Origin of the sequence: Micromonospora sp. NPDC051543, assembly GCF_044454415.1 — a bacterium.
Classification (GTDB): domain Bacteria; phylum Actinomycetota; class Actinomycetes; order Mycobacteriales; family Micromonosporaceae; genus Micromonospora.
Genome location: NZ_JBITDT010000019.1, coordinates 60,549 through 82,764, shown reverse-complemented (window position 1 = coordinate 82,764; position 22,216 = coordinate 60,549). Strand labels below are relative to the sequence as shown.

The following is a 22,216-nucleotide window of genomic DNA, read 5'->3' as shown; positions in this document are numbered from 1 at the left end:
CTGGCCACCGGGTACGGCGTTCGGCTCAGGCGTTGGTGCGGCGGGCACGAAGCCCGCCGCACAGCATGAGAAGGCAGACGCCGATCAGGACCGGCTCGATGGCGAAGGCGGTGACCAGCCCGTACTGGTCCGCCAGGCTGCCGAGCAGGAACGGGGCGATGCCGCCGACCACGCCGAGGAGCAGTTGCGAGCGGGCGTTGGCCCGGTCCTCGTGTCCGCCGGCCGCGCCGAGGGTGAGCGCGAGCGAGAGCGGATAGAGGTTCGCGATGCCCACCCCGCACACGAACAGCCCGAAGATGGCAAGAACCGGCTGTTCGGTCAACCAGAACAGCACGAAGCTGGGGCCGGTGACCGCCAATGAGGCGTACAGCAGCGTGACGCTGCGGCCGGGCCGGCGGGTGAGCCGCGCGCCCAGCAGACGCCCGATCAGGATGCCGAAATAGTTGCTGCTCAGCGCGGTGCTGGCGGCGGCAGCGGACAGGCCGGCGCGGATGAGCATCTGGGGGCCGAAGTACACCAGACAGAACTCGATCGCCGAACTGGTCGCGGTCAGTACGGCGAACAGCCAGCAGGCCAGCGGCAGGCCTCCGGCTCCCGTCGGGGCGGCGGGCCGTGGCACCGCCGGGAGCGGGTGGCTGCGGTAGCGCAGGTACAGCACCAGGAGGACGACGGCGGGCAACGCGAACGTGGCCCGCCAGCCCAGCACGCTGGCTGCCAGCAGGCCGAGGACCACTGGAGCGAACACGGCCGACGCGCCCGCCCCGACGTTGGCCTCAGTCAATGCCCGGTCCCGTCGATCACCGTGTCGGTCGGACAGAACCGCCTGCACGACGGTGAGCATCGTGGTTCCGGCCAGACCGAGCAGCACGGCGCCGAGCAGGGTGACCGGTACGCCCGCGCGGAGTGTGAACAGACCCGCGCCGACAGCCGTGGCGAGGGCCGAGCACCACAACAGCACAACCCTCGCGAGCCGGCGGGCCGCCCACACGAACCCGACTGCGGCGAGGGCCGCGCCCGCCGCCAGGAACAGTTCGTAGACGCCGAGCAGTGTGTAGGAGAGTCCCCATTCTTCGCGTAGGAGGGTCAGCGCCGGCCCGAAGGCGTACAGCCAGAACGTCCAGCAACCCAGGAGTGCGTACGAGAGCAGGGTCGGCGAGTCGCGTACGAACACGTCGGTCGTGGTCAACTGCCCGTTTGTGTATCGATACACAGATAGAGTGTGTGCCATGAGCCGCCCAGCGGACAAGCCCAAACGGCCGACACTGCGGCAGGTGGCGAGCGCCGCCGGCGTCTCGCCGATGACGGTCTCCTACACCTACTCCCAGCCGGCAAGGGTTTCCGCCGAGGCTGCGGCGAAGGTACGCGCAGCGGCGCAGGAGCTGGGCTACCCCGGTCCACACCCGGCCGCCCGCGGTCTGCGTCGTGGGCGGGTCGGCACGCTCGGCGTCGTACTCGGCGAACGGTTGAGCTACGCGTTCGACGATCCGCAGGCAGCACGCTTCCTCGCGGGGGTCTCCGACGTGTGCGCGGCCGAAGGCGTCGGGCTCACCCTTGTCCCGATCACCGGGGCATCCACCGACGCCGAGCGCGTCACGCAGGCAGCCGTGGACGGCTTCGTCGTCTGGACCACCAGCGACGACGATCCGGTCCTGGACGCCGTCGCCCACACCGGACTGCCCGCGGTGGTGCACGCCGGCCCGCGTGGACGGGGAATGCCGGTGATCGGCATCGACGACCGGGCCGCCGCCGCCGGGATCGGGCAGACCGCCTTCGCCGAAGCCCGCCGCCCGCTCGTGCTCGGCTTCCCGTTGGACCGCAGGCGCACCCGCCACCTACTCAGCGGCGGCGACCTCGTCGAGATGAAGTACCCGGTCACCCGCCACCGCTGGGAGGGATTCCTTGACGCCTGGACACAGGCGGGTCACCCGGCCGAGCGACTGAGGCTGGCCAGCTGCCCGGTCAATCACAGCACCGAAGGGGAGACCTTCGCGCTTGAGCTGCTACAGGGCGCCGAGCCACCGGACGCCATCGCCGCGATGAGTGACGAGCTGGCCCTCGGGGCCCTGCGCGCGGCCGCACGAGCCGGCCTACGCCTACCCGACGACCTGACCCTGACCGGCTGGGACGATTCGGACGCGGCCGAGGGGGCCGGACTGACCACCCTGGCCCAGTCCCTGCGCGACCAGGGGGCCCACTGCGCACGCGTGGCACTCGGGCGTCCCACCGATGCTTCGCCGCAGCATCAGTGGCACATCGTTACTCGCGCCACCACACGTTGACGTTCCCGCCCGCGCCCGGTGGGAGCGGGGTGCACATCGTCGCTATGGTCGGTGTCGTGGAGACACTGGGCCGACTTGCCGGCGTCACGGTCGACTGCCGGGATCCGCAGCGACTGGCCGACTTCTGGTCCGAGGTGCTTGGAGGACGAGTGACGGAGTCTCTCCCCGGCTGGCGGCGCGTCACCGTCGCCGGGGGCGGCCCGGTGCTGACCTTCCAGCCGGTCCCGGAGCCCAAGGCCGGCAAGACGCGACTACACCTCGACATCGCCGTTACCGACGTTGCGGAAGCGGTCGATCGGATCGGCACGTTGGGCGGGCGGTGGACGGGTGAACGGCATGACTACCAGGAGGGCGCTGTCCTCGTCATGACCGACCCGGAGGACAACGAGTTCTGCGTCGTGCAGCACTACCAGGTGTGATGCCCGGTCACCTACACCCCGACCCGCTGCGGCGGGACGGTGAGGCCGTAGAGCTCCATCAACTCCGGGCTGTCGACCCGGCTGCCGTCGGCCACCGAGTCGCAGGCGATGTCGACGATCTGGTCCTTGTGCGCCAGCAGGTACGGCCGCGCGCCCACGTCGGCGCTGGCCAGGGTGGCGATGCCGGACCAGTGTCGGCGGCCGAACAGCATCGGGTAGCCGCGCAGCCCGTCGTAGGTGGCGCAGACCAGCACGTCCGGGTACGGCAGCGCGGCCACCCGGCGTACGGCCACCGCGGTCAGGCCCGGCATGTCGACCGGCACCACCACCACCGCCTCGATGCCCGCGTCGTCCATCGCGGCCAGGCCGGCGCGGATGGACGAGCCGACGCCGGTGCCCCACGCCTTGTTGACCACGACGGTGGCCCTGGCCAGGTCGGCGGTCTCCCGGACCTGGTCGGCTGCGGCGCCCAGCACGATCACGATCTGCTCGCAGCCCGCCTCGGTCATCGTGTCGATCATCTGGTTGACCAGTGGCTTCTCGCCCTGGTGCAGCAGCGCCTCGGGACCGCCGATACGGCGTCCACCACCTGCGGCGATGATCATTCCTGCGATCCGGTTCAGCTGGGCCCCCTCAAACACGGGACCGACCGTGACCGGCCGGCCCCTCCTACGGACACTGCAACGAGGAGAGCCGCGCACGGGTGGCGGGGCGAAAAGGGAAAATAGTGCAACCGTTACGCAACGGACTGCTAGCGAACCCGGCGGCCAGGCCGGTCAGGTGGCGTCGGCGTAGCAGTCGACTATGGACAGGTCGAGCGGGAATCGCACCGGAGTCTCGCCGAACAGCAGCGCGGTGGCCCGCTCGCCCGCCCGGCTCACCGCCGCCGCCACCGTCTCGGCCTGCTCGGCGGGACAGTGCGCCACCACCTCGTCGTGCTGGAAGAAGACCATCTCGGCGTCGGTGCCGGCCAACTCGGCGCGCAGGGTGGCCAGCAGCGTGGAGGCCCACTCCGCGGCGGTGGCCTGAATGACGAAGTTGCGGGTGAACCGTCCCCGGGACCGCGCGGCACGCGCGTGCGGGCTCTGCCGGTCAGCGGCGGCGTCCGGGTCGATCGGCCCCTCGTCCGGGTCGGCGGGCCCCACCCCACCCGGCGGGCATGTCCGACCCAACCAGGACCGGACGAGGCCGCCCGCCTCGCCGGTACGCGCCGCCGCCTCCACGTAGCCGAACGCCGTCGGATAGCTGTGTCTCAGCACCGCCAACGCGGGCACCGCCGCCCCGCCGGTCTGCCCGTACATGGCGCCCAGCAACGCCACCTTGGCCTTGGGACGGTCACCGCCGAACGACTCCCGCGCCAGCGCGGCATAGAGGTCACCGGCCCCACCCGCCGCCGCCAACCGCGCGTCCCCGGAGACCGCGGCCAGGACGCGGGGCTCCAACTGGCCGGCGTCGGCCACCACCAGCCGCCAGCCCGGGTCGGCCACCACCGCCCGCCGGATCACCTTGGGGATCTGCAACGCGCCACCGCCACGGGTCGCCCAGCGGCCGGAGACGACCCCGCCCGGCACGTACTCCGGCTGGAACCGACCGTCGCGCACCCACTGCTCACGCCAGGACCAGCCGTGCGCCGTCCAGATCCGGTACAGCTCCTTGTATTCCAGGACCAACGGCACCGCCGGATGGTCCACGCCGCGCAGCACCCAGGCCCGGGTGTTGGGCAGCTCCACGCCGGCCCGGGCGAACGCCCGGAGCAACTCGGCCGGAGAGTCGGCGTGCAGCCGCCGGACGCCGAACGCGTCGGCGATCCGGGCCGCCAACTCGGCCAACCGGCGCGGCGGCCCGCCGACCGGGGACGGCTCCCCCAGCAGCTCGGCGAGGATCTCGTCGTGCACGTCGGCGCGCCAGGGCAGCCCGGCGGCACCCATCTCGGCGGCGATCAGGGCGCCAGCCGACTCGGCGGCCACCAGCAGCCGGAACCGGCCGGGGTGTTCGGTCCTCAAGACCCGGGCGAGCTGATCGGCGTACACCTGGGTCAGTGCCTCGATGCCCGGGCCCGGCGGGCCCGGCAGCGCGTCGAAGAGCGCGCCCTGGCCGTGCCCGGGCGGCGCGGCGGCACGCGGCGGTGGGTCGGCCGGCACCGGCCCGCCGGTCAGGCGGGCCCAGGCGGCGGCCAGCGCCCGGGGCTCGCCCCACCGGCCGGCGTGCCCGAGCAACAACGCCTCGGTCAGCTCCACGTCGTGGCACCGCTCGACCCGCACCCCGGCCCGCAACAGCGCCGGGTAGATCGTGCCCGCGCTCGCCCAGACCCAGCGCGGACGCGCGACCGCCTCCCGGGCGGCCACCGCGGACGCGAGGTCGGTGACGGTCTCGGTCGGGCCGGCGGGGCGGCCTGCGGCGTCGAGCGGTCGCAGCTCTCCCCCGCCCTGCTCATCTGCCACCACCGCCACCAGCACGAATGTGATTCTGCCTTCCCCCTCCGACAGGAAAACGGGTCGGTGGGTCGGCCTGCGGCTCGGTAGCGTTACCGAGTGCCCGTCCAGATCCCGCACCCCGACCCTGGCACCCCCGACACCCGTGGTCCGATGCGGTACCTGTGGTGGCTGGCCCGTCGCCAGCCCGCGCGGGTGCTGCGTGGCAGCCTGATCGGCACGGCCTGGATGGTCGGGCTGTCGGTCCGGCCCTACCTGATCGCCCGGGCCGTCGACGACGGGCTGCGTGGCCGCGACTCCCGGGCCCTGATCCTCTGGGTCGCGGCGATCGTCGTGGCGGGAGTGGGTCTGTCGTACCTGGGCATCATGCGGCACCGCACGATGACCTTCATCCGGGAGGACGCCAAGGCCCGCTCCGCCGAGGTGCTGCTGCGTCACCTGTCCCGGGTCGGCGCGGCGCTGCCACGCCGCTCCGCCGCCGGTGAGGTGGCCACCGTCGGCGGGTCCGACATCGAGTGGACGGCGCAGGTGCTGACGCTGACCGGGCCGGGGGTCGGGGCGGTCGTCGCGTACGGGGTCATCGCCGTGGTGCTCTGGTCGATCTCCCCGGTGCTGGCGCTCTGTGTGCTGGTGGGCATGCCGGCGGTCGGGCTCGTCGTCGGGCCGCTGCTGCGCCGGCTCGAACGGGCCGAGTCTGTCTACCGCGGGCAGCAGGGCGCGCTGACCGCCCGGTCCGGCGACATCGTGGCCGGGCTCCGGGTGCTCGCCGGGGTGGGTGGGCGGGACCTCTTCGCCCGCCGGTACGCGGCCCGATCGCAGGCCCTGCGCGCCGAGGGCTACCGCGTCGGAGCGGTGATCAGTTGGATCGACGCGGCGACGGTCGCCATCCCCGGCCTCTTCCTGGCGGCGGTGGTGTGGCTGACCGCGCGGATGGCCGTCACCGGTGACGTCACGGTCGGCGAGCTGGTCGCCGTCTACGGCTACGTGGCGACGCTCATCGTGCCGGTCTGGTTCCTGTTGGAGGGCAGCCACCAGCTCATCCGGGGTCGGGTCGCCGCCCGACGGATCGCCGGTCTGCTCCGGCTCGCCCCGGACGACGTCGGTGGGCCGGGCCGCCGGTGGCCGGCCGGTGTCCCCGGCGCCCGCGACCCGCACGCCGTCCCCGCGCCGACCGGCCCCGCCAAGCTGCACGACCCGTCGACCGGGCTCACCGTACGCGCCGGCCGGCTGACCGCGGTGGCCGCCGACGACCCGGCGGAGGCCGTGGCGCTGGCGGACCGGCTCGGCCGGTACGTCACCAGCGACGTCACCTGGGGTGGCGTGCCGCTGACCGCGGTCGCCCTGGACGAGGTCCGGGCCCGGATCCTGGTCGCCGACCACGACTCGTACCTCTTCGCCGGCACCCTGCGCGACGTGCTGAGTTCGGGGGCCGACGACGAGGAGATCCGCGCCGCCCTGCGGACCGCCTCGGCCGACGACATCGTCGACGCCCTGCCGGCCGGGCTGGACACCCCGCTGGACGCCCGGGCCCGGACGCTGTCCGGCGGTCAACGCCAGCGGGTACGGCTGGCCCGGGCGCTGCTCGCCGAGCCGGAGGTGCTGATCCTCGTCGACCCCACCTCGGCCGTGGACGCGCACACCGAGGCCCGGATCGCCGAGCGGCTACGGACCGCGCGGGCCGGGCTGACCACAGTCGTGTTCGCCACGTCGCCGCTGCTGCTCGGCCGCGCCGACGATGTCGCGTACCTGAGCGAAGGCCGGATCACCGCCACCGGCACCCACGACGGCCTGCTCGACTACGTCCCCGGTTACCGGCACCTGGTGGCCCGGGGCAGCGAGGACGAGCAGCGCTCCGATGCCGAGGAGGCGTACCAGTGAGCCGCCTGCCGGTCGCGGATCGCGGCACCGTACGCCGCGCCCTGCGGGACATGATCAGCAGACATCGTCGGGCGGTCGGCGTCGTGCTGGCCCTGCACAGCGCCGCCGCGCTCGCCGGGCTGGCCCCGCCGTGGCTGCTGGGCACCATCGTCGACCGGGTCACGGCCGGCGCGGGCGTGGCGACGGTGGACCGGCTGGCCCTGGCGATCGCCGGCTGCGTCGTGGTGAGCGCGCTGCTCGCCCGGTACGCCCAGTACGCCGGTCACCGCTTCGGCGAACGCGCCGTCGCCGAGCTGCGCGAACAGTTCGTCGACCGGACGCTCGCCCTGCCCGTGTCGGTCGTGGAGCGGGCCGGCGCCGGGGACCTGGCGACCCGCAGCTCGGTGGACGTGGCGACCGTCGGCACCACGGTCCGGGACGTGGCGCCCACCATCGTCATCGCCTCGGTGCAGTTGACGTTGCTGTTCGGCGCGGTGTTCCTGCTGCACCCCCTGCTCGGGCTCGCGGCGCTGGCCGGTCTGCCGTCGATCGTGGCGGCGACCCGGTGGTACCTGCGGCGGGCCAGCTCCGCGTACCTCACCGAGGGCGCGGAGGCGGCCGAGCTGACCGAGGCGTTGACCACGACCGCCGAGGGCGCCCGCACGGTCGAGGCGCTGCGGCTGGCCGACGAACGCGTCCGGTACGGCACCGCCCGCGTCGCCCGGGTGTGGCAGGCCCGCCGGGCGACGCTCGCGCTGCGTACCGTGTTCTTCTCGGTGGTCGAGGCCAGCTATCCCCTGCCGATCGCCCTGGTGCTGCTGGTCGGCGGCTATCTGCTCTCCGCCGACCTGGTGTCCCTCGGGTCGGTGGTCGCCGCCGCGCTCTACCTGCAACAGGCCATCGACCCGATGGACCGGTTGTTGCAGTGGACCGAGCAGGCGCAACGGGGGTTCGCGTCGTACGCCCGGGTGCTCGGGGTCGGGCTGGTCCCGCCCGAGTCACCCGGCGGCACGGCCACGTCGCGGGGCGAGCGGCTCGTGGTGGCCGAGGCACGGTTCTCGTACGCCGACGGCCACGACGTGCTGCACGGCATCGACCTGGAGGTACGGCCCGGCGAACGGTTGGCGATCGTCGGCCCGTCGGGCGCGGGCAAGTCGACGCTGGCCCGGCTGCTCGCCGGGATCGACGCGCCCCGGCAGGGTGTGGTCAGCATCGGCGGTTGCCCGGTCACCGACCTGGACCCGGCCGAACGACGACGGCGGATCGCCCTGGTCACCCAGGAGCACCACGTCTTCATCGGCTCGGTCCGCGACAACCTCGCGTTCGCCGCCCCGGACGCCACCGACGACCAGATGCGCGCCGCGCTCGCCGCGGTGGGCGCCGACTGGTTCGACGCGCTGCCCGACGGTCTGGACACGGCGCTCGGCGACGGCGCCCGGCAGCTCGGCGCGGCCGAGGCCCAGCAGGTGGCGCTGGCCCGGTTGGTGCTCGCCGACCCGCACACGCTGATCCTGGACGAAGCGACCGCGGCCCTCGACCCGAGCACCGCCCGGCGGACCGAGCGGGCCCTCGCGGCGGTGCTCGTCGGGCGGACGGTCATCGCCATCGCGCACCGGCTGAACACCGCGCACGACGCCGACCGGGTGGCCGTCCTGGCGGACGGCCGGATCACCGAGATCGGTAGCCACGACGAACTCGTGGCGGCCGGCGGGGCGTACGCGGCGCTCTGGCGCTCGTGGCACGCCCGCGCCGACGCGCGGTGACCGGAGTTACTTGACCGCGCCGGAGGTGAGGCCCGCCTGGATCTGCCGCTGGAACACCGCGTACACGATGATCATCGGGAGGATGGCGATGGTCAGCGCGGCGAACAGCCCGGACCAGTCGGCCTCGTAGCCGGCGTTGACCGAGATGTCGGCGATGCCCTGGGTGAGCACCCACTTGTCCTTGGCGTTGGAGAGCAGCACCAACGGAAGCTGGTACTGCGCCCACTGCCCGATGATGTTGAAGATCGCCACGCTGATCAGGCCCGGCTTCGCCATCGGCATCATGACCTGGAAGAACAGCCGGGTGTGCCCAGCGCCGTCGATCATCCCCGCCTCGGCGACCGAGGACGGCAGCGTCTTGAAGAACGCGGCCAGGAAGAAGATCGTGAACGGCAGCGAGTAGGCGATGTAGACCAGGATGACGCCCTGATAGGTGTCCAGCATGCCGAGCTGCTTCACCACGAAGAAGAGCGGCACCAGGGCCAGGAACACCGGGAACGCCAGCCCCGAGACGAACAGGTAGTAGATCGCCCGGTTGCCCCAGAACTTGTAGCGCGCCAGCACGTACGCGGCCATCGAGCCGAGCAGCATGGTGCCGAAGGTGCTGCACGCGACCACGAAGACGCTGTTGAGGAAGTACCGGCCGACGTTCGCCTTGGTCCACGCCCGGCCGAAGTTCTCCCAGCGCAGCTCGGCCGGCAGGGTCCACGGGCTGCTGAAGATCTCGCTGGTGTTCTTGAACGCGGCGAGGAACGTCCACAGGATCGGGACGATCACGATCACCGCCCACACGGCGAGCGCGATGTGCCCGAGGCTGGCGAAGAGCCGTACCTCCGAACGAGGGCTCTTGCCCCGCCGGCCGCCGGTCGCGGACGGATCGCCGGTCTTCGGCGGTAGCGCCGCCGGCGTCGGCGGCAGCGTCGACTGCGGGTTCATCAGTACTCCACGCTTTCCCGCTTGGTGAGCCGCAGCGTCAGCGCCGCGAACGTGAGGGTGAGGAAGAACAGCGCCACGCCCATCGCCGAGGCGTAGCCGTACTTCGAGTAGACGAACGCGTTGCGGTAGATCTCCATCGCCAGGACGGTGGTGGCGCCGTCCGGGCCACCACCGTCCACCGAGAGCACGGCCACGATGGCGAACGCGTCGAACGCCGCGATGCCCAGGTAGACCCACGCGACCTGGAGCGTGTCCCAGAGCAGCGGCAGGGTGACCCGGAAGAACAGCGTCACCTTCGTCGCCCCGTCCATCTCCGCGGCCTCGTAGATCTCACCCGGGATGGAGGCCATCCCGGCCGAGAAGAGCACCACGTAGAAGCCGACGGCCTGCCAGACCAGCACCCCGATGATCGACCAGAGCGCCAGGCCCGGCTTGACGAGGAACAGGATCGGGTCCAGGCCGAACTTCATCAGCACACCGTTGATCAGACCCGACTCGTTCGGCCGGTAGACCATCTGGAACAGCACCGCGATGATCGCCACCGCCAGGACCTGGGGGAAGAAGAACACCACCCGGTAGAACTTCGCCCCCCAGACCCCCTGGCGTTGACCGCCGCTGCTCTTGCCACCCACGTTGAGCAGGAAGGCGAAGAACAGCGCGATGGCGATCGTGATCAGCGGCAGGGCAAGCAGCAGTACGCCGTGGTGCTGGACCGCCTTCCAGAAGGCCCCGTCGTCGAGCAGCCTCCGGTAGTTGTCGAAGCCCACCCACTGCGGGGCGGAGAGCCCCCGCCAGTTGGTCATCGAGATCTGGAACGCCTGCGCGTACGGCCAGATCACGAATGTCACGTACAGCGTGACCGGGAGGAACAGGAACCCGACCACGAAGGGATACTTGCCGTGCCGCATGACCCTAGCTCCGATCGATCAGCGCTTGAACTTGGCGACCGAGCTGTCCTTCTTGATCGCGTCGGCGCGCTTCTGGATCCGCTCCACGAAGGCGTCCGCGTTGATCCGGCCGAACATCAGCTCGTTGGTGGCGCTGCGCGCCTCCGTGTCGAGCTCCTTGTACCAGCCGTCGAAGTACAGGTTGAACACGTCCTGGCCGGCCGCCTTGAGCGCGGCCTGCGAGCTGGCCACACCGGGCGGGAAGGCGAAGCCCTCCGAACCGGCGGTGACCACGGTCGGGGCCTTGACCACCTCGGTGAAGCCCTTCGCGCCCTCCTTGGACAGCATCTGGCGCATGTACTCCAGACCGCCCTTGGGGTTCTTGCTCTTGGCCGAGACGAAGTAGCCCTCGCCCGCGGTGGCCCGCAGCGCGGTGGCCGGCAGCTTGTCCGACGCGGTGAGGCTCGGCACCGGCATGAGCTGGTAGTCGAAGCCGGCCGGGGTGTCCTGCTTCTGCTCGCCCTCCAGCCAGTCACCACTGGGGTACAGGGCCACCTTGTACTGGTTCTGCCGCAGCTGCACGTCGGTGTGCTTGAGTCCCTCGAAGCTCTTGTCGCTGAACTTCGCCCCAACCTCGGCCCACGCCGCGGCGGCCTGCTTGACCGCGTCCTGCTTCCAGGCGCCGTCCTCCAGGTTGTCGATGTTCTTCAGCACGTCCGTGCCACCGATCTTGGCGGCCTGGGTGAGGATCACGTTCCACTGGTAGTAGGCCGCGTTCGCGCCCGCGTACCCGTACGGCGTGATGCCCTTGGCCTTGATGGCGGTGAGCAGCTTGATGAAGTCGTCCCAGGTCTTCGCCGGGGCCCAGCCGTTGTCCTTGAACAGCTTGGCCGAGTACCAGATGCCGAAGACGGTGGAGACGTAGTACAGGACGTACGGCTTGCCGTTGAACGAGCCCGCCTCGACGGTGCCCGGCACGACGGTGTCGCGGACCTTCTTGGCCGGGTCGTCGACCGACGGGGCGTCCCACAGCTCGGTGAGGTCCTGGAGCTGACCGTCGGCGACCAGCGAGCCGAAGTCGATCAGCTTCTCGCCCGAGTTGTTGACGAACTCCGGCGGGTTGCCGGACGCGAACCGCGGCTGGAGCACCGTGGAGACGGCCTGCGTGGACTGGTGCTTGATCTCCGCCTTCGGGAACGCCTTCTTGTACAGCGGCTCGTGCACGTCGGTCGCGTACTTCTCGCCGTAACCGCCGTTGAAGATGATCACCTCGATGGGAGCGTCCTCCTTGACGCCCAGCGGGTTCTTCTCGCTCTTGGTGCCTTCGGCGGCCTTCTCATTGTCCTTGTCACCGCCGCTGCTCGTCGCGCAGGCGCTGAGCAGGCCGATGGCCGGGGTGGCGAGCATGCCCACGGCGGCGGCGCGACGCAGCACCGTGCGGCGGTCGAGCGCGGCCGGGTGCTCGGGGGTAATCGACATCGTCGTCTCTCCTTGTGGAATTCGGGTCAGGCCGTACGCCGGAGACGTCCGGCGTACCGCGACTCGAGGGCGATGTTGTGCTCGTCCCCACCGGGGACGTTGGCGGAGAGGTAGATAGGGGGTACCTCCCCGGCCTGGTGGAACCGTCGTACGACCTCAGCGGTCAGCAACTGCGCCAGCAGCGCCGTGGTGACCGAGGAGACCGCACAGACCGCGCCGCCGCCCTCGAGCGGCAGCAGTGCGTCACCGTACGGCGCGCCGTTGTCCAGCACGACGTCGGCGAGGTCGGCGAGCCGTTGACCGGACGGGTGCCGTGGCGCCACCCGCGCGGTGTGCTCGACCGAGGTGACCGCGATCAACGGGTGACCGCGCTCGGTGACCAGCGCCGCCAGCTCGACCACCGAGCCGTTGATGCCGGACTGGGACGCCACCACGAACACGTCGCGCGGCTGGGGCGCCGCGAGCGCGTAGATCTGGTGGGCGATGGAGGGATCACGTTCCAGCTTCGGGTCGGCGAGCACGTCGCGTGGGGCGTCGCCGTGCACCACCAGGTCCCGTACCGAGAGCCGGTTCGTGGGGACCAGCCCGCCGGCACGCGCGACCAGCTCGGCGGCGAACGCCTCGGAGTGCCCGGCCCCGAACGCCTGGAGCACGCCGCCGGCGCGCAGGCTGTCGGTGATCAGGTCGGCGGCCCGGGTGATCCCGTCGGCCTCCGAGTCGAGCAGGCGGTCGAGCACCGGGCGGACCGCGTCCGCGTACCCCTGTGCACTGATCATGAGAGGACCCCCTTGGCGGCCTTGTGCCCGTCGACGGCCTGCGCGGTACGCCGGAAGGCCGCGTGGGCGCGGTCGTGGGTGCGCTGTGCGACGGCGATGTAGAGCAGGTCGAGCACCACCAGTTGCGGGTGGCGGGCGGAGAGCGCGTCCGGCCGGAAGGTGGTCGCCTGGCTGGCCGTGAGCAGCACGATGTCGGCCAGCTCGGCCAACGGCGAGCGGGGGAAGCCGGTCAGGGCCAGGGTCGTGGCGCCCCGGCTGCCCGCCTCGGCGAGCATCTCGATGGTCTCCCGGGTCTGGCCGGTGTGGGAGATGCCGAGCGCCACGTCGCCGACGCCGAGCAGCGCGGCGCTGGCCAGCCCCTCGTGCACGTCGCTCCACGCCCAGGCGGCCACCCCGATGCGGTGCAGGCTGAACTGCATCTCCTCGCCCACCAGGGCGCTGCCGCTGGCCCCGAAGATGTTCACCCGGGTGGCGCCGGCGATCGCCACGGCGGCGCGTTCCACCTCGCCGAGGTCGAGCAGAGCGGCGGTGTCGTGCATGGCCCGGGTGTCGGCGGCCATGATCTGGTCGAGGACCCGACCGAGAGGGTCGTTCGGCTGGATCTCGCGGCCGATGTCGACGGTCCAGCCGGCCGAGCGGGCCCGGCCGGTCTCGGCGGCGATGCCGAGGCGCAGGTCGGCGTACCCCTCGAAGCCCATGGCCCGGCAGAAACGGGTGATGGTGGCCGGCGAGGTGCCGCTGCGCTCGGCCAGCTCCACGATGGTCGAGCGCGCCGCGGCCTCGGGGTCGCTGAGCACGTGCTCCGCGACCCGGCGTAGCGCGCCGGTCAGCTCGCCGAGCCCGTTGCGCACCCGGGCCAGCACCCCGTCGGAGGCCGCGCTCCTTCGGTCGATCGCGTGGGCGTCGACCACCGCGGTCCCCGCGGCGGTGTCCACCTCGTGATCAACCATGGGACGCCTCACCTTTCCGAAAAGACTGTTAACTGTTAGTGGTAAAAGTTCTTACTGAACGGCCCTCTGTGTCAAGACTGTGGGCGAAGTTTTCAAACTGTTACCTGGCGCACAAGCCTCGCGGTCCCTCCGGAGTTGCCCCACGCGGCCGTGCCGACCAGCATGAACAGGCCCGTGACCGCGCAGCGCAAGGAGGCCCGTGCCGATGTCCGACACCGTCGTGGTCGGTCTCGACGTCGGGGGTACGTCCACCCGGGCGACCGCCCTGACCCTCGCCGGCGAACGCCTCGGCACCGGCAAGGCCGGCGGTGGCAACCCCACCAGCCACGGCGCCGAACGGGCCGCCGCCGAGGTGCTGACCGCGCTGCGCGCCGCGCTCGCCGACGTCGACCCGACCCGGGTGGCGGCCGGCACCATCGGGCTGGCCGGCGCACCCCGCCTGCTCGCCGACCCCGCCGGACGCGCCGCCTTCGACTCCGCCTGGCACGACGCCGGGCTGCGCTGCCCGTACGCCGTACACGGCGACGCCCTCGTCGCCTACGCCTCCGGCACCGCCGAGCCCGACGGAACGATCCTCATCGCCGGCACCGGCGCGATCACCGCCCAGGTCGTCGACCTGCGGCTCGACCGGGTCGCCGACGGGCACGGCTGGCTGCTCGGCGACGCCGGATCGGGCTTCTGGCTCGGCCGCGAAGCGGTCCGCCGACTCCTCGCCGACCTCGACACCGGCAACGCCCCGGGCAGGCTGGGCGCGGCCGTCCTCACCGAACTCGTGGGCAGCGCCGACGTGGCCCCCCGCCCCCGCGACACGGTGGACGCCACGATCCAGGCGGTCACCCGGCGACCGCCGATCGACCTCGCCCGGCTGGCACCACTCGTCGTCACCGCGGCAACCGACGGCGAACCGGTCGCCACCGCCCTGATCGCCGAGGCCGCCGCCCACCTGGCCGAGAGCGTCACCCGCATCCGCCCGGCGGAGTCGACGACGCCGGTCGTGCTCGGCGGTGGACTGCTCATCGCGGACACCCCGCTCGCCAGCGCCGTCCGCGCCGAGATCGGTCGACGCTGGCCGACCGCCCCCCCGCGGACCGCCGGCGACGGCGCGGCCGCAGCCGCCTGGCTCGCCGCCCGCGACCTCCCCGAGGTCACCGACCCGGCAGCCCTGCACACCCTCCTCTTCCCCGCCCCCTGACCCCTGGCGCGCCCACCGAGCCCGCCACGCGGGACAGGCCCCCGCCGTGTGGCGCCCCGCCACCCGGCACCCCTGCCACCCGGGCCCGCCAACACCGGGCCCCCGCCGTCATGATCGTGCTCGAACCAGGATGTAGTGGCCTACCGCCGCGGCGAGGGGACTACATCCAGGATCGAGCACGATCAAGGCGTGGGGCCGGAAGTTGTGCAGATCTTGACGAGCACGCGGGCGACAGGGCGACGGGTGATCGTTGTCGGTCAGGTTTGGGTGGGGAAGCCGAGGTTGACGCCACCGTGGCGCGGGTCCAGCCAGCGGCTGGTGACCACCTTGCTCCGGGTGAAGAACCGCACCCCGTCCTCGCCGTGGGCGTGCAGGTCGCCGAAGAGGGACGACTTCCAGCCGCCGAACGAGTGGTACGCCATGGGCACCGGGATGGGCACGTTGATGCCGACCATGCCCACCTCCACCTCGTGCTGGTAGCGGCGGGCCGCCCCGCCGTCGTTGGTGAAGATCGCCGTGCCGTTGCCGTACGGGCTGGCGTTGACAAGTGCCACGGCCTCGTCGTACGAGCCCACCCGCACGACGCTGAGCACCGGCCCGAAGATCTCGTCGGTGTAGATCGACAGGTCCGGGGTCACCCGATCAAAAAGGGTCGGGCCGAGCCAGAAGCCGTCCGGGTCGCCGTCCGGCGTGACCTTCCGCCCGTCGACGACCGGTACCGCCCCGGCGGCCACGCCCGCGTCCACGTAGGACCGCACCCGCTCGGCGTGCGCGGCGGTGACCAGCGGCCCCATGTCGCAGCCCCGCCGGCCGTCACCGGTGCGCAGCCCGGCCATCCGGGCGGCGATCCGCTCCACGAGGGCGTCCGCGACCGGCTCCACCGCCACCAGCACGGAGATGGCCATGCACCGCTCCCCCGCCGAGCCGAACCCGGCGTTGACCGCCGCGTCCGCCGCCAGGTCCAGGTCGGCGTCGGGGAGCACCACCATGTGGTTCTTCGCCCCACCGAGCGCCTGCACCCGCTTACCGGCGGCGGTGCCGCGTTGGTAGACGTGCCGGGCGATCGGGGTGGAGCCGACGAACGACACCGCGCGCACCTCGGGGTGGTCCAGCAGCGCGTCGACCGCCTCGGCGTCGCCGTTCACCACGTTGAACACCCCGTCGGGCAGGCCGGCTTCGGCGAACCACTCGGCGAGTAGCAGCGCCGCGCTCGGGTCCTTCTCGCTCGGCTTGAGCACCACCGCGTTCCCGCAGGCCACCGCTACCGGCACGAACCACAGCGGCACCATCACCGGGAAGTTGAACGGCGAGATCACCGCCACCACGCCGAGCGGCTGCCGGATCGTGTACGAGTCGACCTCGGTGGAGACGTTCTCGCTGAACGCGCCGCGCAGCGCCGAGGGCATTCCGCACGCGTACTCGATGACCTCCAGGCCGCGCTGCACCTCGCCGGCGGCGTCGGCGAGCACCTTGCCGTGCTCGGCGGTGATCACCTCGGCGAGCCGGTCCCGGCGGGCGTGCACCAGTTCCCGGAACGCGAACAGCACGGCGGACCGCCGGGCCAGCGACGCGTCGCGCCAGCTCCGGGCCGCCTGGGCGGCGGCCCGCACCGCGACGTCCACGTCCGCGGTCGAGGCCAGCTCGACCTCGGCGGTACGACGACCCGTGGCCGGATCGAACACGTCGCCGCGCCGCTCGGACGTGCCGCCGACCCGCTTGCCGTCGACGAAGTGGCCGATGCTCACGCCGCCCGAACCGCCGGTGCTCACGCCGCCCAGGCCGCCGGTGCTCACGCCGCCCGAACCGCCGGCGCTCATGCCGTCACCTCCGCCGACGAGCGGATCGCGTCGACCAGGATCGCCAGGCCCTCGCGGGCCTCGTCCTCGGTGAGCGTCAACGGTGGACCCATCCGCAGCACGTTGCCGTAGAGCCCGCCCTTTCCGGTGAGCAGACCGCCGTCGCGGCACGCCTCGAAGACCCGGTTGGTCAACGCCGGATCCGGCTCGCCGCTGCCCGGCCGGACGAACTCGACGCCGAGCATGAGCCCCTTTCCTCGTACCTCGGCGACGCAGTCGAGGCCGCCCACGGCGGACCGCAGGCCGTCGGCGAGGATCGCGCCGACGCGGGCCGCGTTCGCCTGGAGGTCGTGCGCGATCAGGTAGTCGAGCACCGCGTTGCCGGCCGCCGTCGAGATCGGGTTGCCGCCGAAGGTGGAGAAGCTGATCCCCGGCACCGCCTGGAGCACCTCGGCCCGGCCGACCACCCCGGCCAGGGCGAAACCGTTGCCGATGCCCTTGGCGAAGGTGAGCAGGTCCGGGGTCACGCCGTGGGCCTGGTAACCCCAGAAGTGCTCCCCGGTACGCCCCCAGCCGGTCTGCACCTCGTCGGCGATGAACAGGATGCCGTGCTCGTCGAGGACCTTCTTCCAGGCCGCGAAGAGCCCGTCCGGTGGGTGCACGAACCCGCCCACGCCCTGAATCGGCTCGGCGATCAACGCGGCCACGTCGCCGGACGTCTGGGTGGCCAGCACCTCGCGCAGGTCCTCCACGGCCGCGTCGATGCGCTCGTCGGCGCTCAACCGGGCCAGCAGGCCGCGTACCCGGTCACCGGAGTGCAGCCAGGCCACCTGCAACGGGTTGAGCGCGCTGGCCGACCAGGTGCGGTTGCCGGTGACGCCCATCGCCGCGTACGACCGGCCGTGGTAGCTGTTGCGCACGGCCAGGACCTGGTGCGAACGGCGGTAGTTGGTGGCGACCAGCAGCGCCGCCTCGTTCGCCTCGGTGCCCGAGTTGGTGAAGAACACCCGGGCGTCCGGGATACCGGAGCGCTTGGCGATCTTCTCGGCCAGCTCGACCTGCTGGCGGATCAGATAGAGCGTCGAGGTGTGCACGATGCCGGTGGCGAGCTGCCGCTCGACGGCCTCCCGGATCTCCGGGATGTCGTACCCGAGCATGTTGGTCAGCACGCCGCCGAAGAAGTCCAGGTAGCTGCGGCCCTGTGCGTCGGTGACCCGGCGGCCGGAGCCGGAGACCAGCTCGATCGGCTCGGCGTAGTACAGCGGCATCCAGGGTGGGAGAACGGCCCGGTGCCGGGCCAGCAGGTCGTCGGTCATCGTGGCACCCTTCAGCGGCGTTCGTGGATACCGCACGCTCCCACCGGCGGCCGGCGCGGACAACTGTCAGGGTGTAGCGCAGAGCGGGTACGACCTGACACTCACGCCGAGCGTGGACGCCGCGGCAGGTGCAGGACGGCGGCGACCACCGCGAAGGCCGCCCAGCCGGCCCCCAGCGCGGCGGCCGTCGAGACGTGCTGGACGTAGTGGTACGCGGTGAGGAAAGCGACAAGCGCGAGACTGTTGCGGGCGAAGTGCCCGGTGAACTCGGACAACTGGTGTCGCGCCTCGACGGCCACCAGCACCCCCGAGTACGGGAACGTCACCACCATTTGACGCAACACGGCCCCGAGCAGCGCGGTGAGGACCGCCCCCACGAAGATCACCACCAGCTTGAGCGGTACGGGAAGCCCTGTTGCGGCTGGCCCGTCAGCGTCGGCGGTGACCGGTCGGGCGTGACGACGTCGCAGCAGCATGGCCGTCGCCCAGAGCACGAGCGTGCCGGCGAGGGCCGCCTCGAACGGGACGTCGACGGCCACCAGGCCGGCGCTCAGCGCCACGTAGACACCGATCCCCGCGCCGTCGGCGAGCAGGATGGGCCAGCGCAGCCTCCGGTGGGTGACCGCCACGGTGACGAAGAAAAAGTTGAGCCCGAGCACGCCGAGCACCTGCGCGCCGTCGACGTCGTACCCGGTGGTCACCAGCGCCAGCGTCATCGGCAACGGAAGGCTGTAGACAAGCGCCCGGAGCCGTACCGAGCGGATCACGCTCACCGCCCCGACCACGGCCGTCACCAGCAGGACGGCGCTCCACGTCATGGCGTCGGCGTCGGGTCCTCGAACGTCGCCACGCTCGCGCAGGCGTCGAACACCCGGGTCAGTCGCTCGACGTCGGCGCGGTTGACGGAGAACTGGTTCTCGCCGATCTCGCCGTGGGCGGTCATCCGGGCCTCCCAGCAGCTCGACGAGTCCCAGAGCGTCAGGTTGACGAGCAGGTGCGGGCCCACCGCGCCGAAGGGCAGCAGACCCACCCGGGCCCCGGCCGCACGTTGCCGACCGACCAGGTCGGACAGTTCGTCGGTCAACGTGGCGTAGACGAAGACCCGGGTGATCCGTACGCCGCGCCGCAGAGCCTCGACGTTCGCCTCCCAGTAGCGGCGGCCGATCTCGCTACGCCACCAGCTCAGCTCCCCGCTCGCCCGAGGCATCACGTTTGTCAACGCGTCCAGCCGGTGTGCGCAGGCGCGGGTCGCGCCGAGCAGGTCCTCGTCCTCGTCGCCCCGCCGGATGATGCGCCCCTGCGCGAACTGCTCGGCCTCCAGCCGGAACTGCTCGTAGCGTCGCCGCGCCTCCACCGCGACCCGCGTACCGGTGTGCTGCTCCGTCGCCTCCCGCATCGCGACGACCACCTCCGTGGCGGTGTGCGCGAGCCACGGTGGACCCTCCAGCAGCGTCCGCAGGTGGAACCGGCGCTCCGCGCGGGCCAGCGAGTCCACCAGCAGCGAGATGGTGATGCCCATCAGGCCGGCCAGCAGCGACTCCACGCCCGAGGCCGCGCCGGTGAGGTCGAGCAGGACGCTGAGGGTGATCGACAACGTGATGCCGACCAGCGCCACCGGGTCGGTGTGCGCCACCAGCCGGAGGAAGCCGCTCGCGGAGACGCCGCCCCCGCGCCGTGGGCGCGCACCGTCACGGGTCATCGAAGTCCCCCCATCAGCCGCTGCGGCCAGCGTAAACAGCAGCCACAACAGCCGGCCGGTAGCATCCGGCAGGTGCAGGAGACGCGGGCAGGTACGGTGGCCGAGCGGATCGAGGCCTGGTTGTGTTCCACCGCGCTGCGCGGCCTGGTACGCCACTTCGACGGTGACTGGCCCGTCGGCGACCTCACCGAGGTGCTGCGGTTCCTGGACGACTTCTCCGCCCGCCACTGGGACTTCCGGGGCGGGCGGGAACGACCCGACGCGCGCGAGCCGGACCTCGATCCGGCCACCGCGACGCTCGTCCTCGACGCGGCCGCCGCGCTCGGGCTCGTCCACCCGGTATTGCCGGCCCGGTCGGCGTACGCCCATCTGGTCGTGCTGGGCGGGCTGGCGCACGCGTGCGTGCGGCGCGTCGGGTACGCGGCGCACCTGCTACGCGCCGGTCTGACGGTGCGCGGCGAGGTGGCCGTGCTGGGCAGCTTCCGACCGCTGTCCGAATGGGAACGGGCCACCCTCGCCGACGCCGGTCTTCCGGCCGACGAGACCGAGGTGGACGTGCTGGACACCGCCGTGCGGCGGGTGTTCGAGGTGGCCGCGCCGGCGGAGCAGGCCGGCGTGGACGCCGGCCACCCGCACCACTCCTGGTCGTCGCGGACCTACCGACCGGCGGGACTGCCACCGGTACGGGTGCTGGCCGCGCCGTCGGGCGAACCGGACCGGCGGCGGGCGCACACCGCCGACACGCAGCGGTTCTGGGCCGGACACGTCCGGCTCGCACCGGGCGACGAGGTGTTGACGGTCACCGCGCCCATCTACGTGCCGTTCCAGCACTGCGACGCGCTGCGCACCCTGGCCCTGCCCTACGGCTGCCACCTGGAGACGATCGGGGTGGATCCGGCGGTGGCCGACCCGGCGACGCTGCCCGAGCAGACCCTCACGCCGGGCCGCTACCTCCAGGAGATCCGCTCGGCGATCCGCTCGATGCGCGCCCTGCACGAAAACCTGGGCTGAGCCGGCGGTGTTTGCGGGGGGCGCTGCTCAGCCGGCGGTGTCGCGGCACGCTGTGCTCAGCCGGCGGTGTCGCGGACGGCCTGGGCGAAGACCTCGGAGCGGTGCTCGAAGTTGCGGAACCGGCCGTAGCTCGGGGCGGCCGGCGACAGCAGCACCACCCCGCCGGCCGGGGTGACCTCCCGGGACAGCCGTACCGCGTCCACCAGGTCGTCGACCAGTTCCGTGCGCACCTTCGGCAGGTTCGCCAGCACCTCGACGATCCGCGCGCCGCTGTCCGGGATGCCGATGACGGTCAGCTCGCGCTCGGCCAGGTGCTCGGCCAACGGGGTGTAGTCCAGCCCCCGGTCGTTGCCGCCGACGATCACCGTCAAGGGGCGCCCGTCGTACGCGTCGATGGCGTGCATGGCCGCGTACGGGCTGGTGGCCAGCGTGTCGTCGACGAAGGTCAACCCGGACGGGTCGCTGATCTCGGTGAGCCGGTGGGCCAGCCCCTGGAACTCGGCGACGGCGACGGCGAGGTGGTCCTTGGCGGCCACCACGTCGACACCGAGCGCGTCGAGCACGGCGAGCGCCACGCAGAGGTTGCCCTCGTTGTGCCGGCCCACCAGAGGCAGCACGGCACGCGGGAAGAGCGGGTGGTCGCCGAGGTGGAACCAGGGCGTACCGTCCGCGCCGGTGGCGACGTGGGTGGTGTCGGGCCGGCCGGCCCGGGTCGCGGGCAGGTCACCCAGCTCGGCGGCGAGCCGCGGGTCGCCGCCGTTGACCACGATCGTCTGCGGGTCGTGGGCGAGCAGGTTGAGCTTGTCGCGGTAGTACTCCCGCTCGCCGCCGTGCGCGTCCAGGTGCTCGGGGAACAACGCGGTGACCACGGCGACCCGGGGCGAGTCGGTGAGGTCGCTGCACTGGTAGCTGGACAGCTCCAACACGTACAGCTCGGCGTCGGGCAGGTCGAGCGTGGGCACCCCGATGTTGCCGCCGAAGACGTTGGGTCGGCCCATCGCGGTGAGCAGGTGGCTGATCAGGCTGGAGGTGGTGCTCTTGCCCTTGCTGCCGGTGACGCCGACGGTGCGGGCGGCGTGGTCGGCCATCCACAGGGCGGTGCCCTGGGTCACCGGGACGCCACGTCGCCGCAGCTCGACCAGCCACGGGTGGGTCTGCGGCACCCCGGGCGAGCGGACCACCACGTCGGCGGCGGTCAGCCGGGCGAAGCCCGCCTCGCCGGTCACCAGGGGGGCCGCCTCGGCCAGCGGACCTTCCCACGGCAGCGACAGGAAGTTGGCGCTGTCGTCGACGGCGACCAGATCGGCGGGGCCGTGCGCCGCGATGGCGGTCACAGCGGCCCGGCCCTCCCGACCGGCGCCCCAGACGGCGACGGTACGTCCGCGCAGGTCAGACAGGCGCACGGGGCTCTCCTCGGGGGTCAC

19 protein-coding genes are annotated in these 22,216 nt (G+C 72.3%); 6 read left to right on the top strand and 13 right to left on the bottom strand.

Going from position 1 to position 22,216, the window contains the following annotated elements; all coding sequences use genetic code 11:
* Positions 1 to 25 precede the first annotated feature (25 nt).
* Positions 26 to 1,210 (bottom strand): MFS transporter, encoded by a 1,185-nt coding sequence (locus ACIA3K_RS27550; protein WP_396804553.1) that lies wholly within the window; start codon positions 1,208 to 1,210, stop codon positions 26 to 28.
* Positions 1,211 to 1,226: 16 nt separating this feature from the next.
* Here ACIA3K_RS27550 and ACIA3K_RS27545 point away from each other — a divergent pair, with 16 nt between their 5' ends.
* The gene (locus ACIA3K_RS27545) at positions 1,227 to 2,279 is read left to right on the top strand and encodes a LacI family DNA-binding transcriptional regulator (RefSeq protein ID WP_396804552.1); all 1,053 of its coding nucleotides are present in this window, start codon (positions 1,227 to 1,229) and stop codon (positions 2,277 to 2,279) included.
* A 56-nt stretch (positions 2,280 to 2,335) separates the two neighbouring features.
* Entirely contained in the window at positions 2,336 to 2,698 is a 363-nt protein-coding gene (locus tag ACIA3K_RS27540; RefSeq protein ID WP_396804551.1) for a VOC family protein, read from the top strand.
* A gap of 11 nt (positions 2,699 to 2,709) precedes the next feature.
* On the opposite strand, the gene ACIA3K_RS27535 is transcribed toward ACIA3K_RS27540, so the two are convergent.
* Together ACIA3K_RS27535 and ACIA3K_RS27530 are read right to left on the bottom strand one after the other, a co-directional pair.
* On the bottom strand, positions 2,710 to 3,303 hold the full coding sequence (locus ACIA3K_RS27535) for an NTP transferase domain-containing protein (RefSeq protein ID WP_396804580.1): 594 nt from the start codon (positions 3,301 to 3,303) through the stop codon (positions 2,710 to 2,712).
* A 171-nt stretch (positions 3,304 to 3,474) separates the two neighbouring features.
* Positions 3,475 to 5,184, bottom strand: a complete 1,710-nt coding sequence (locus ACIA3K_RS27530; protein ID WP_396804579.1) for a bifunctional 3'-5' exonuclease/DNA polymerase — start codon at positions 5,182 to 5,184, stop codon at positions 3,475 to 3,477.
* 99 nt (positions 5,185 to 5,283) lie between these two features.
* Between ACIA3K_RS27530 and ACIA3K_RS27525 the strand changes: the two genes are divergently transcribed.
* Both ACIA3K_RS27525 and ACIA3K_RS27520 read left to right on the top strand, forming a co-directional pair.
* Positions 5,284 to 7,008: an ABC transporter ATP-binding protein gene (locus ACIA3K_RS27525; RefSeq protein WP_396804578.1), complete on the top strand. Its 1,725-nt coding sequence runs from the start codon at positions 5,284 to 5,286 to the stop codon at positions 7,006 to 7,008.
* Positions 7,009 to 7,058: 50 nt separating this feature from the next.
* Positions 7,059 to 8,750, top strand: coding sequence for an ABC transporter ATP-binding protein (locus ACIA3K_RS27520; protein ID WP_396804577.1), 1,692 nt, complete (start codon positions 7,059 to 7,061; stop codon positions 8,748 to 8,750).
* A 6-nt stretch (positions 8,751 to 8,756) separates the two neighbouring features.
* On the opposite strand, the gene ACIA3K_RS27515 is transcribed toward ACIA3K_RS27520, so the two are convergent.
* From ACIA3K_RS27515 to ACIA3K_RS27495, 5 genes are read right to left on the bottom strand one after another with little or no spacing between them, the layout of a single operon-like run.
* The gene (locus tag ACIA3K_RS27515) at positions 8,757 to 9,686 is read right to left on the bottom strand and encodes a carbohydrate ABC transporter permease (RefSeq protein ID WP_396804550.1); all 930 of its coding nucleotides are present in this window, start codon (positions 9,684 to 9,686) and stop codon (positions 8,757 to 8,759) included.
* Entirely contained in the window at positions 9,686 to 10,594 is a 909-nt protein-coding gene (locus tag ACIA3K_RS27510) for a carbohydrate ABC transporter permease (RefSeq protein ID WP_396804549.1), read from the bottom strand. The genes ACIA3K_RS27515 and ACIA3K_RS27510 overlap by 1 nt, the downstream gene beginning before the upstream one ends.
* An 18-nt stretch (positions 10,595 to 10,612) precedes the next feature.
* The gene (gene ngcE, locus ACIA3K_RS27505) at positions 10,613 to 12,052 is read right to left on the bottom strand and encodes an N-acetylglucosamine/diacetylchitobiose ABC transporter substrate-binding protein (RefSeq protein ID WP_355052755.1); all 1,440 of its coding nucleotides are present in this window, start codon (positions 12,050 to 12,052) and stop codon (positions 10,613 to 10,615) included.
* A gap of 26 nt (positions 12,053 to 12,078) precedes the next feature.
* Positions 12,079 to 12,828 (bottom strand): SIS domain-containing protein, encoded by a 750-nt coding sequence (locus ACIA3K_RS27500; protein WP_355052754.1) that lies wholly within the window; start codon positions 12,826 to 12,828, stop codon positions 12,079 to 12,081.
* Positions 12,825 to 13,778: a MurR/RpiR family transcriptional regulator gene (locus ACIA3K_RS27495; protein WP_357128182.1), complete on the bottom strand. Its 954-nt coding sequence runs from the start codon at positions 13,776 to 13,778 to the stop codon at positions 12,825 to 12,827. The genes ACIA3K_RS27500 and ACIA3K_RS27495 overlap by 4 nt, the downstream gene beginning before the upstream one ends.
* Positions 13,779 to 13,983: 205 nt before the next feature.
* On the opposite strand from ACIA3K_RS27495, the gene ACIA3K_RS27490 reads away from it, so the two are divergent.
* Positions 13,984 to 14,970: an N-acetylglucosamine kinase gene (locus ACIA3K_RS27490; protein WP_396804548.1), complete on the top strand. Its 987-nt coding sequence runs from the start codon at positions 13,984 to 13,986 to the stop codon at positions 14,968 to 14,970.
* 257 nt (positions 14,971 to 15,227) lie between these two features.
* Here ACIA3K_RS27490 and ACIA3K_RS27485 read toward each other — a convergent pair whose 3' ends face one another.
* From ACIA3K_RS27485 to ACIA3K_RS27470, 4 genes are all read right to left on the bottom strand, one after another.
* Positions 15,228 to 16,787, bottom strand: coding sequence for a CoA-acylating methylmalonate-semialdehyde dehydrogenase (locus ACIA3K_RS27485; protein ID WP_396804547.1), 1,560 nt, complete (start codon positions 16,785 to 16,787; stop codon positions 15,228 to 15,230).
* Positions 16,784 to 18,082, bottom strand: coding sequence for an aspartate aminotransferase family protein (locus tag ACIA3K_RS27480; protein WP_396804546.1), 1,299 nt, complete (start codon positions 18,080 to 18,082; stop codon positions 16,784 to 16,786). Before ACIA3K_RS27480 ends, ACIA3K_RS27485 begins: the two co-directional genes overlap by 4 nt.
* Positions 18,083 to 18,183: 101 nt before the next feature.
* A complete protein-coding gene (locus ACIA3K_RS27475) occupies positions 18,184 to 18,900 on the bottom strand; it encodes a hypothetical protein (protein ID WP_396804545.1) in 717 nt (238 codons plus the stop codon).
* Positions 18,897 to 19,781, bottom strand: coding sequence for a hypothetical protein (locus tag ACIA3K_RS27470; protein WP_396804544.1), 885 nt, complete (start codon positions 19,779 to 19,781; stop codon positions 18,897 to 18,899). Before ACIA3K_RS27470 ends, ACIA3K_RS27475 begins: the two co-directional genes overlap by 4 nt.
* A 72-nt stretch (positions 19,782 to 19,853) precedes the next feature.
* Between ACIA3K_RS27470 and ACIA3K_RS27465 the strand changes: the two genes are divergently transcribed.
* Entirely contained in the window at positions 19,854 to 20,792 is a 939-nt protein-coding gene (locus ACIA3K_RS27465) for a hypothetical protein (protein WP_396804543.1), read from the top strand.
* Positions 20,793 to 20,848: 56 nt separating this feature from the next.
* Here ACIA3K_RS27465 and murD read toward each other — a convergent pair whose 3' ends face one another.
* The gene (gene murD / locus ACIA3K_RS27460) at positions 20,849 to 22,195 is read right to left on the bottom strand and encodes a UDP-N-acetylmuramoyl-L-alanine--D-glutamate ligase (protein ID WP_396804542.1); all 1,347 of its coding nucleotides are present in this window, start codon (positions 22,193 to 22,195) and stop codon (positions 20,849 to 20,851) included.
* Positions 22,196 to 22,216 lie beyond the last annotated feature (21 nt).

What these genes read in the sequence shown, in the direction of transcription:
- ACIA3K_RS27490 (WP_396804548.1), top strand. Translation starts at nt 13,984, where the DNA reads ATGTCCGACACCGTCGTGGTCGGTCTCGACGTCGGGGGTACGTCCACC.
- ACIA3K_RS27470 (WP_396804544.1), bottom strand. Translation starts at nt 19,781, where the DNA reads ATGACCCGTGACGGTGCGCGCCCACGGCGCGGGGGCGGCGTCTCCGCG.
- ACIA3K_RS27495 (WP_357128182.1), bottom strand. Translation starts at nt 13,778, where the DNA reads ATGGTTGATCACGAGGTGGACACCGCCGCGGGGACCGCGGTGGTCGAC.
- ACIA3K_RS27515 (WP_396804550.1), bottom strand. Translation starts at nt 9,686, where the DNA reads ATGAACCCGCAGTCGACGCTGCCGCCGACGCCGGCGGCGCTACCGCCG.
- ACIA3K_RS27545 (WP_396804552.1), top strand. Translation starts at nt 1,227, where the DNA reads ATGAGCCGCCCAGCGGACAAGCCCAAACGGCCGACACTGCGGCAGGTG.
- ACIA3K_RS27475 (WP_396804545.1), bottom strand. Translation starts at nt 18,900, where the DNA reads ATGACGTGGAGCGCCGTCCTGCTGGTGACGGCCGTGGTCGGGGCGGTG.
- ACIA3K_RS27500 (WP_355052754.1), bottom strand. Translation starts at nt 12,828, where the DNA reads ATGATCAGTGCACAGGGGTACGCGGACGCGGTCCGCCCGGTGCTCGAC.
- ACIA3K_RS27485 (WP_396804547.1), bottom strand. Translation starts at nt 16,787, where the DNA reads ATGAGCGCCGGCGGTTCGGGCGGCGTGAGCACCGGCGGCCTGGGCGGC.
- ngcE (WP_355052755.1), bottom strand. Translation starts at nt 12,052, where the DNA reads ATGTCGATTACCCCCGAGCACCCGGCCGCGCTCGACCGCCGCACGGTG.
- ACIA3K_RS27535 (WP_396804580.1), bottom strand. Translation starts at nt 3,303, where the DNA reads ATGATCATCGCCGCAGGTGGTGGACGCCGTATCGGCGGTCCCGAGGCG.
- ACIA3K_RS27510 (WP_396804549.1), bottom strand. Translation starts at nt 10,594, where the DNA reads ATGCGGCACGGCAAGTATCCCTTCGTGGTCGGGTTCCTGTTCCTCCCG.
- ACIA3K_RS27525 (WP_396804578.1), top strand. Translation starts at nt 5,284, where the DNA reads ATGCGGTACCTGTGGTGGCTGGCCCGTCGCCAGCCCGCGCGGGTGCTG.
- ACIA3K_RS27480 (WP_396804546.1), bottom strand. Translation starts at nt 18,082, where the DNA reads ATGACCGACGACCTGCTGGCCCGGCACCGGGCCGTTCTCCCACCCTGG.
- ACIA3K_RS27520 (WP_396804577.1), top strand. Translation starts at nt 7,059, where the DNA reads ATGATCAGCAGACATCGTCGGGCGGTCGGCGTCGTGCTGGCCCTGCAC.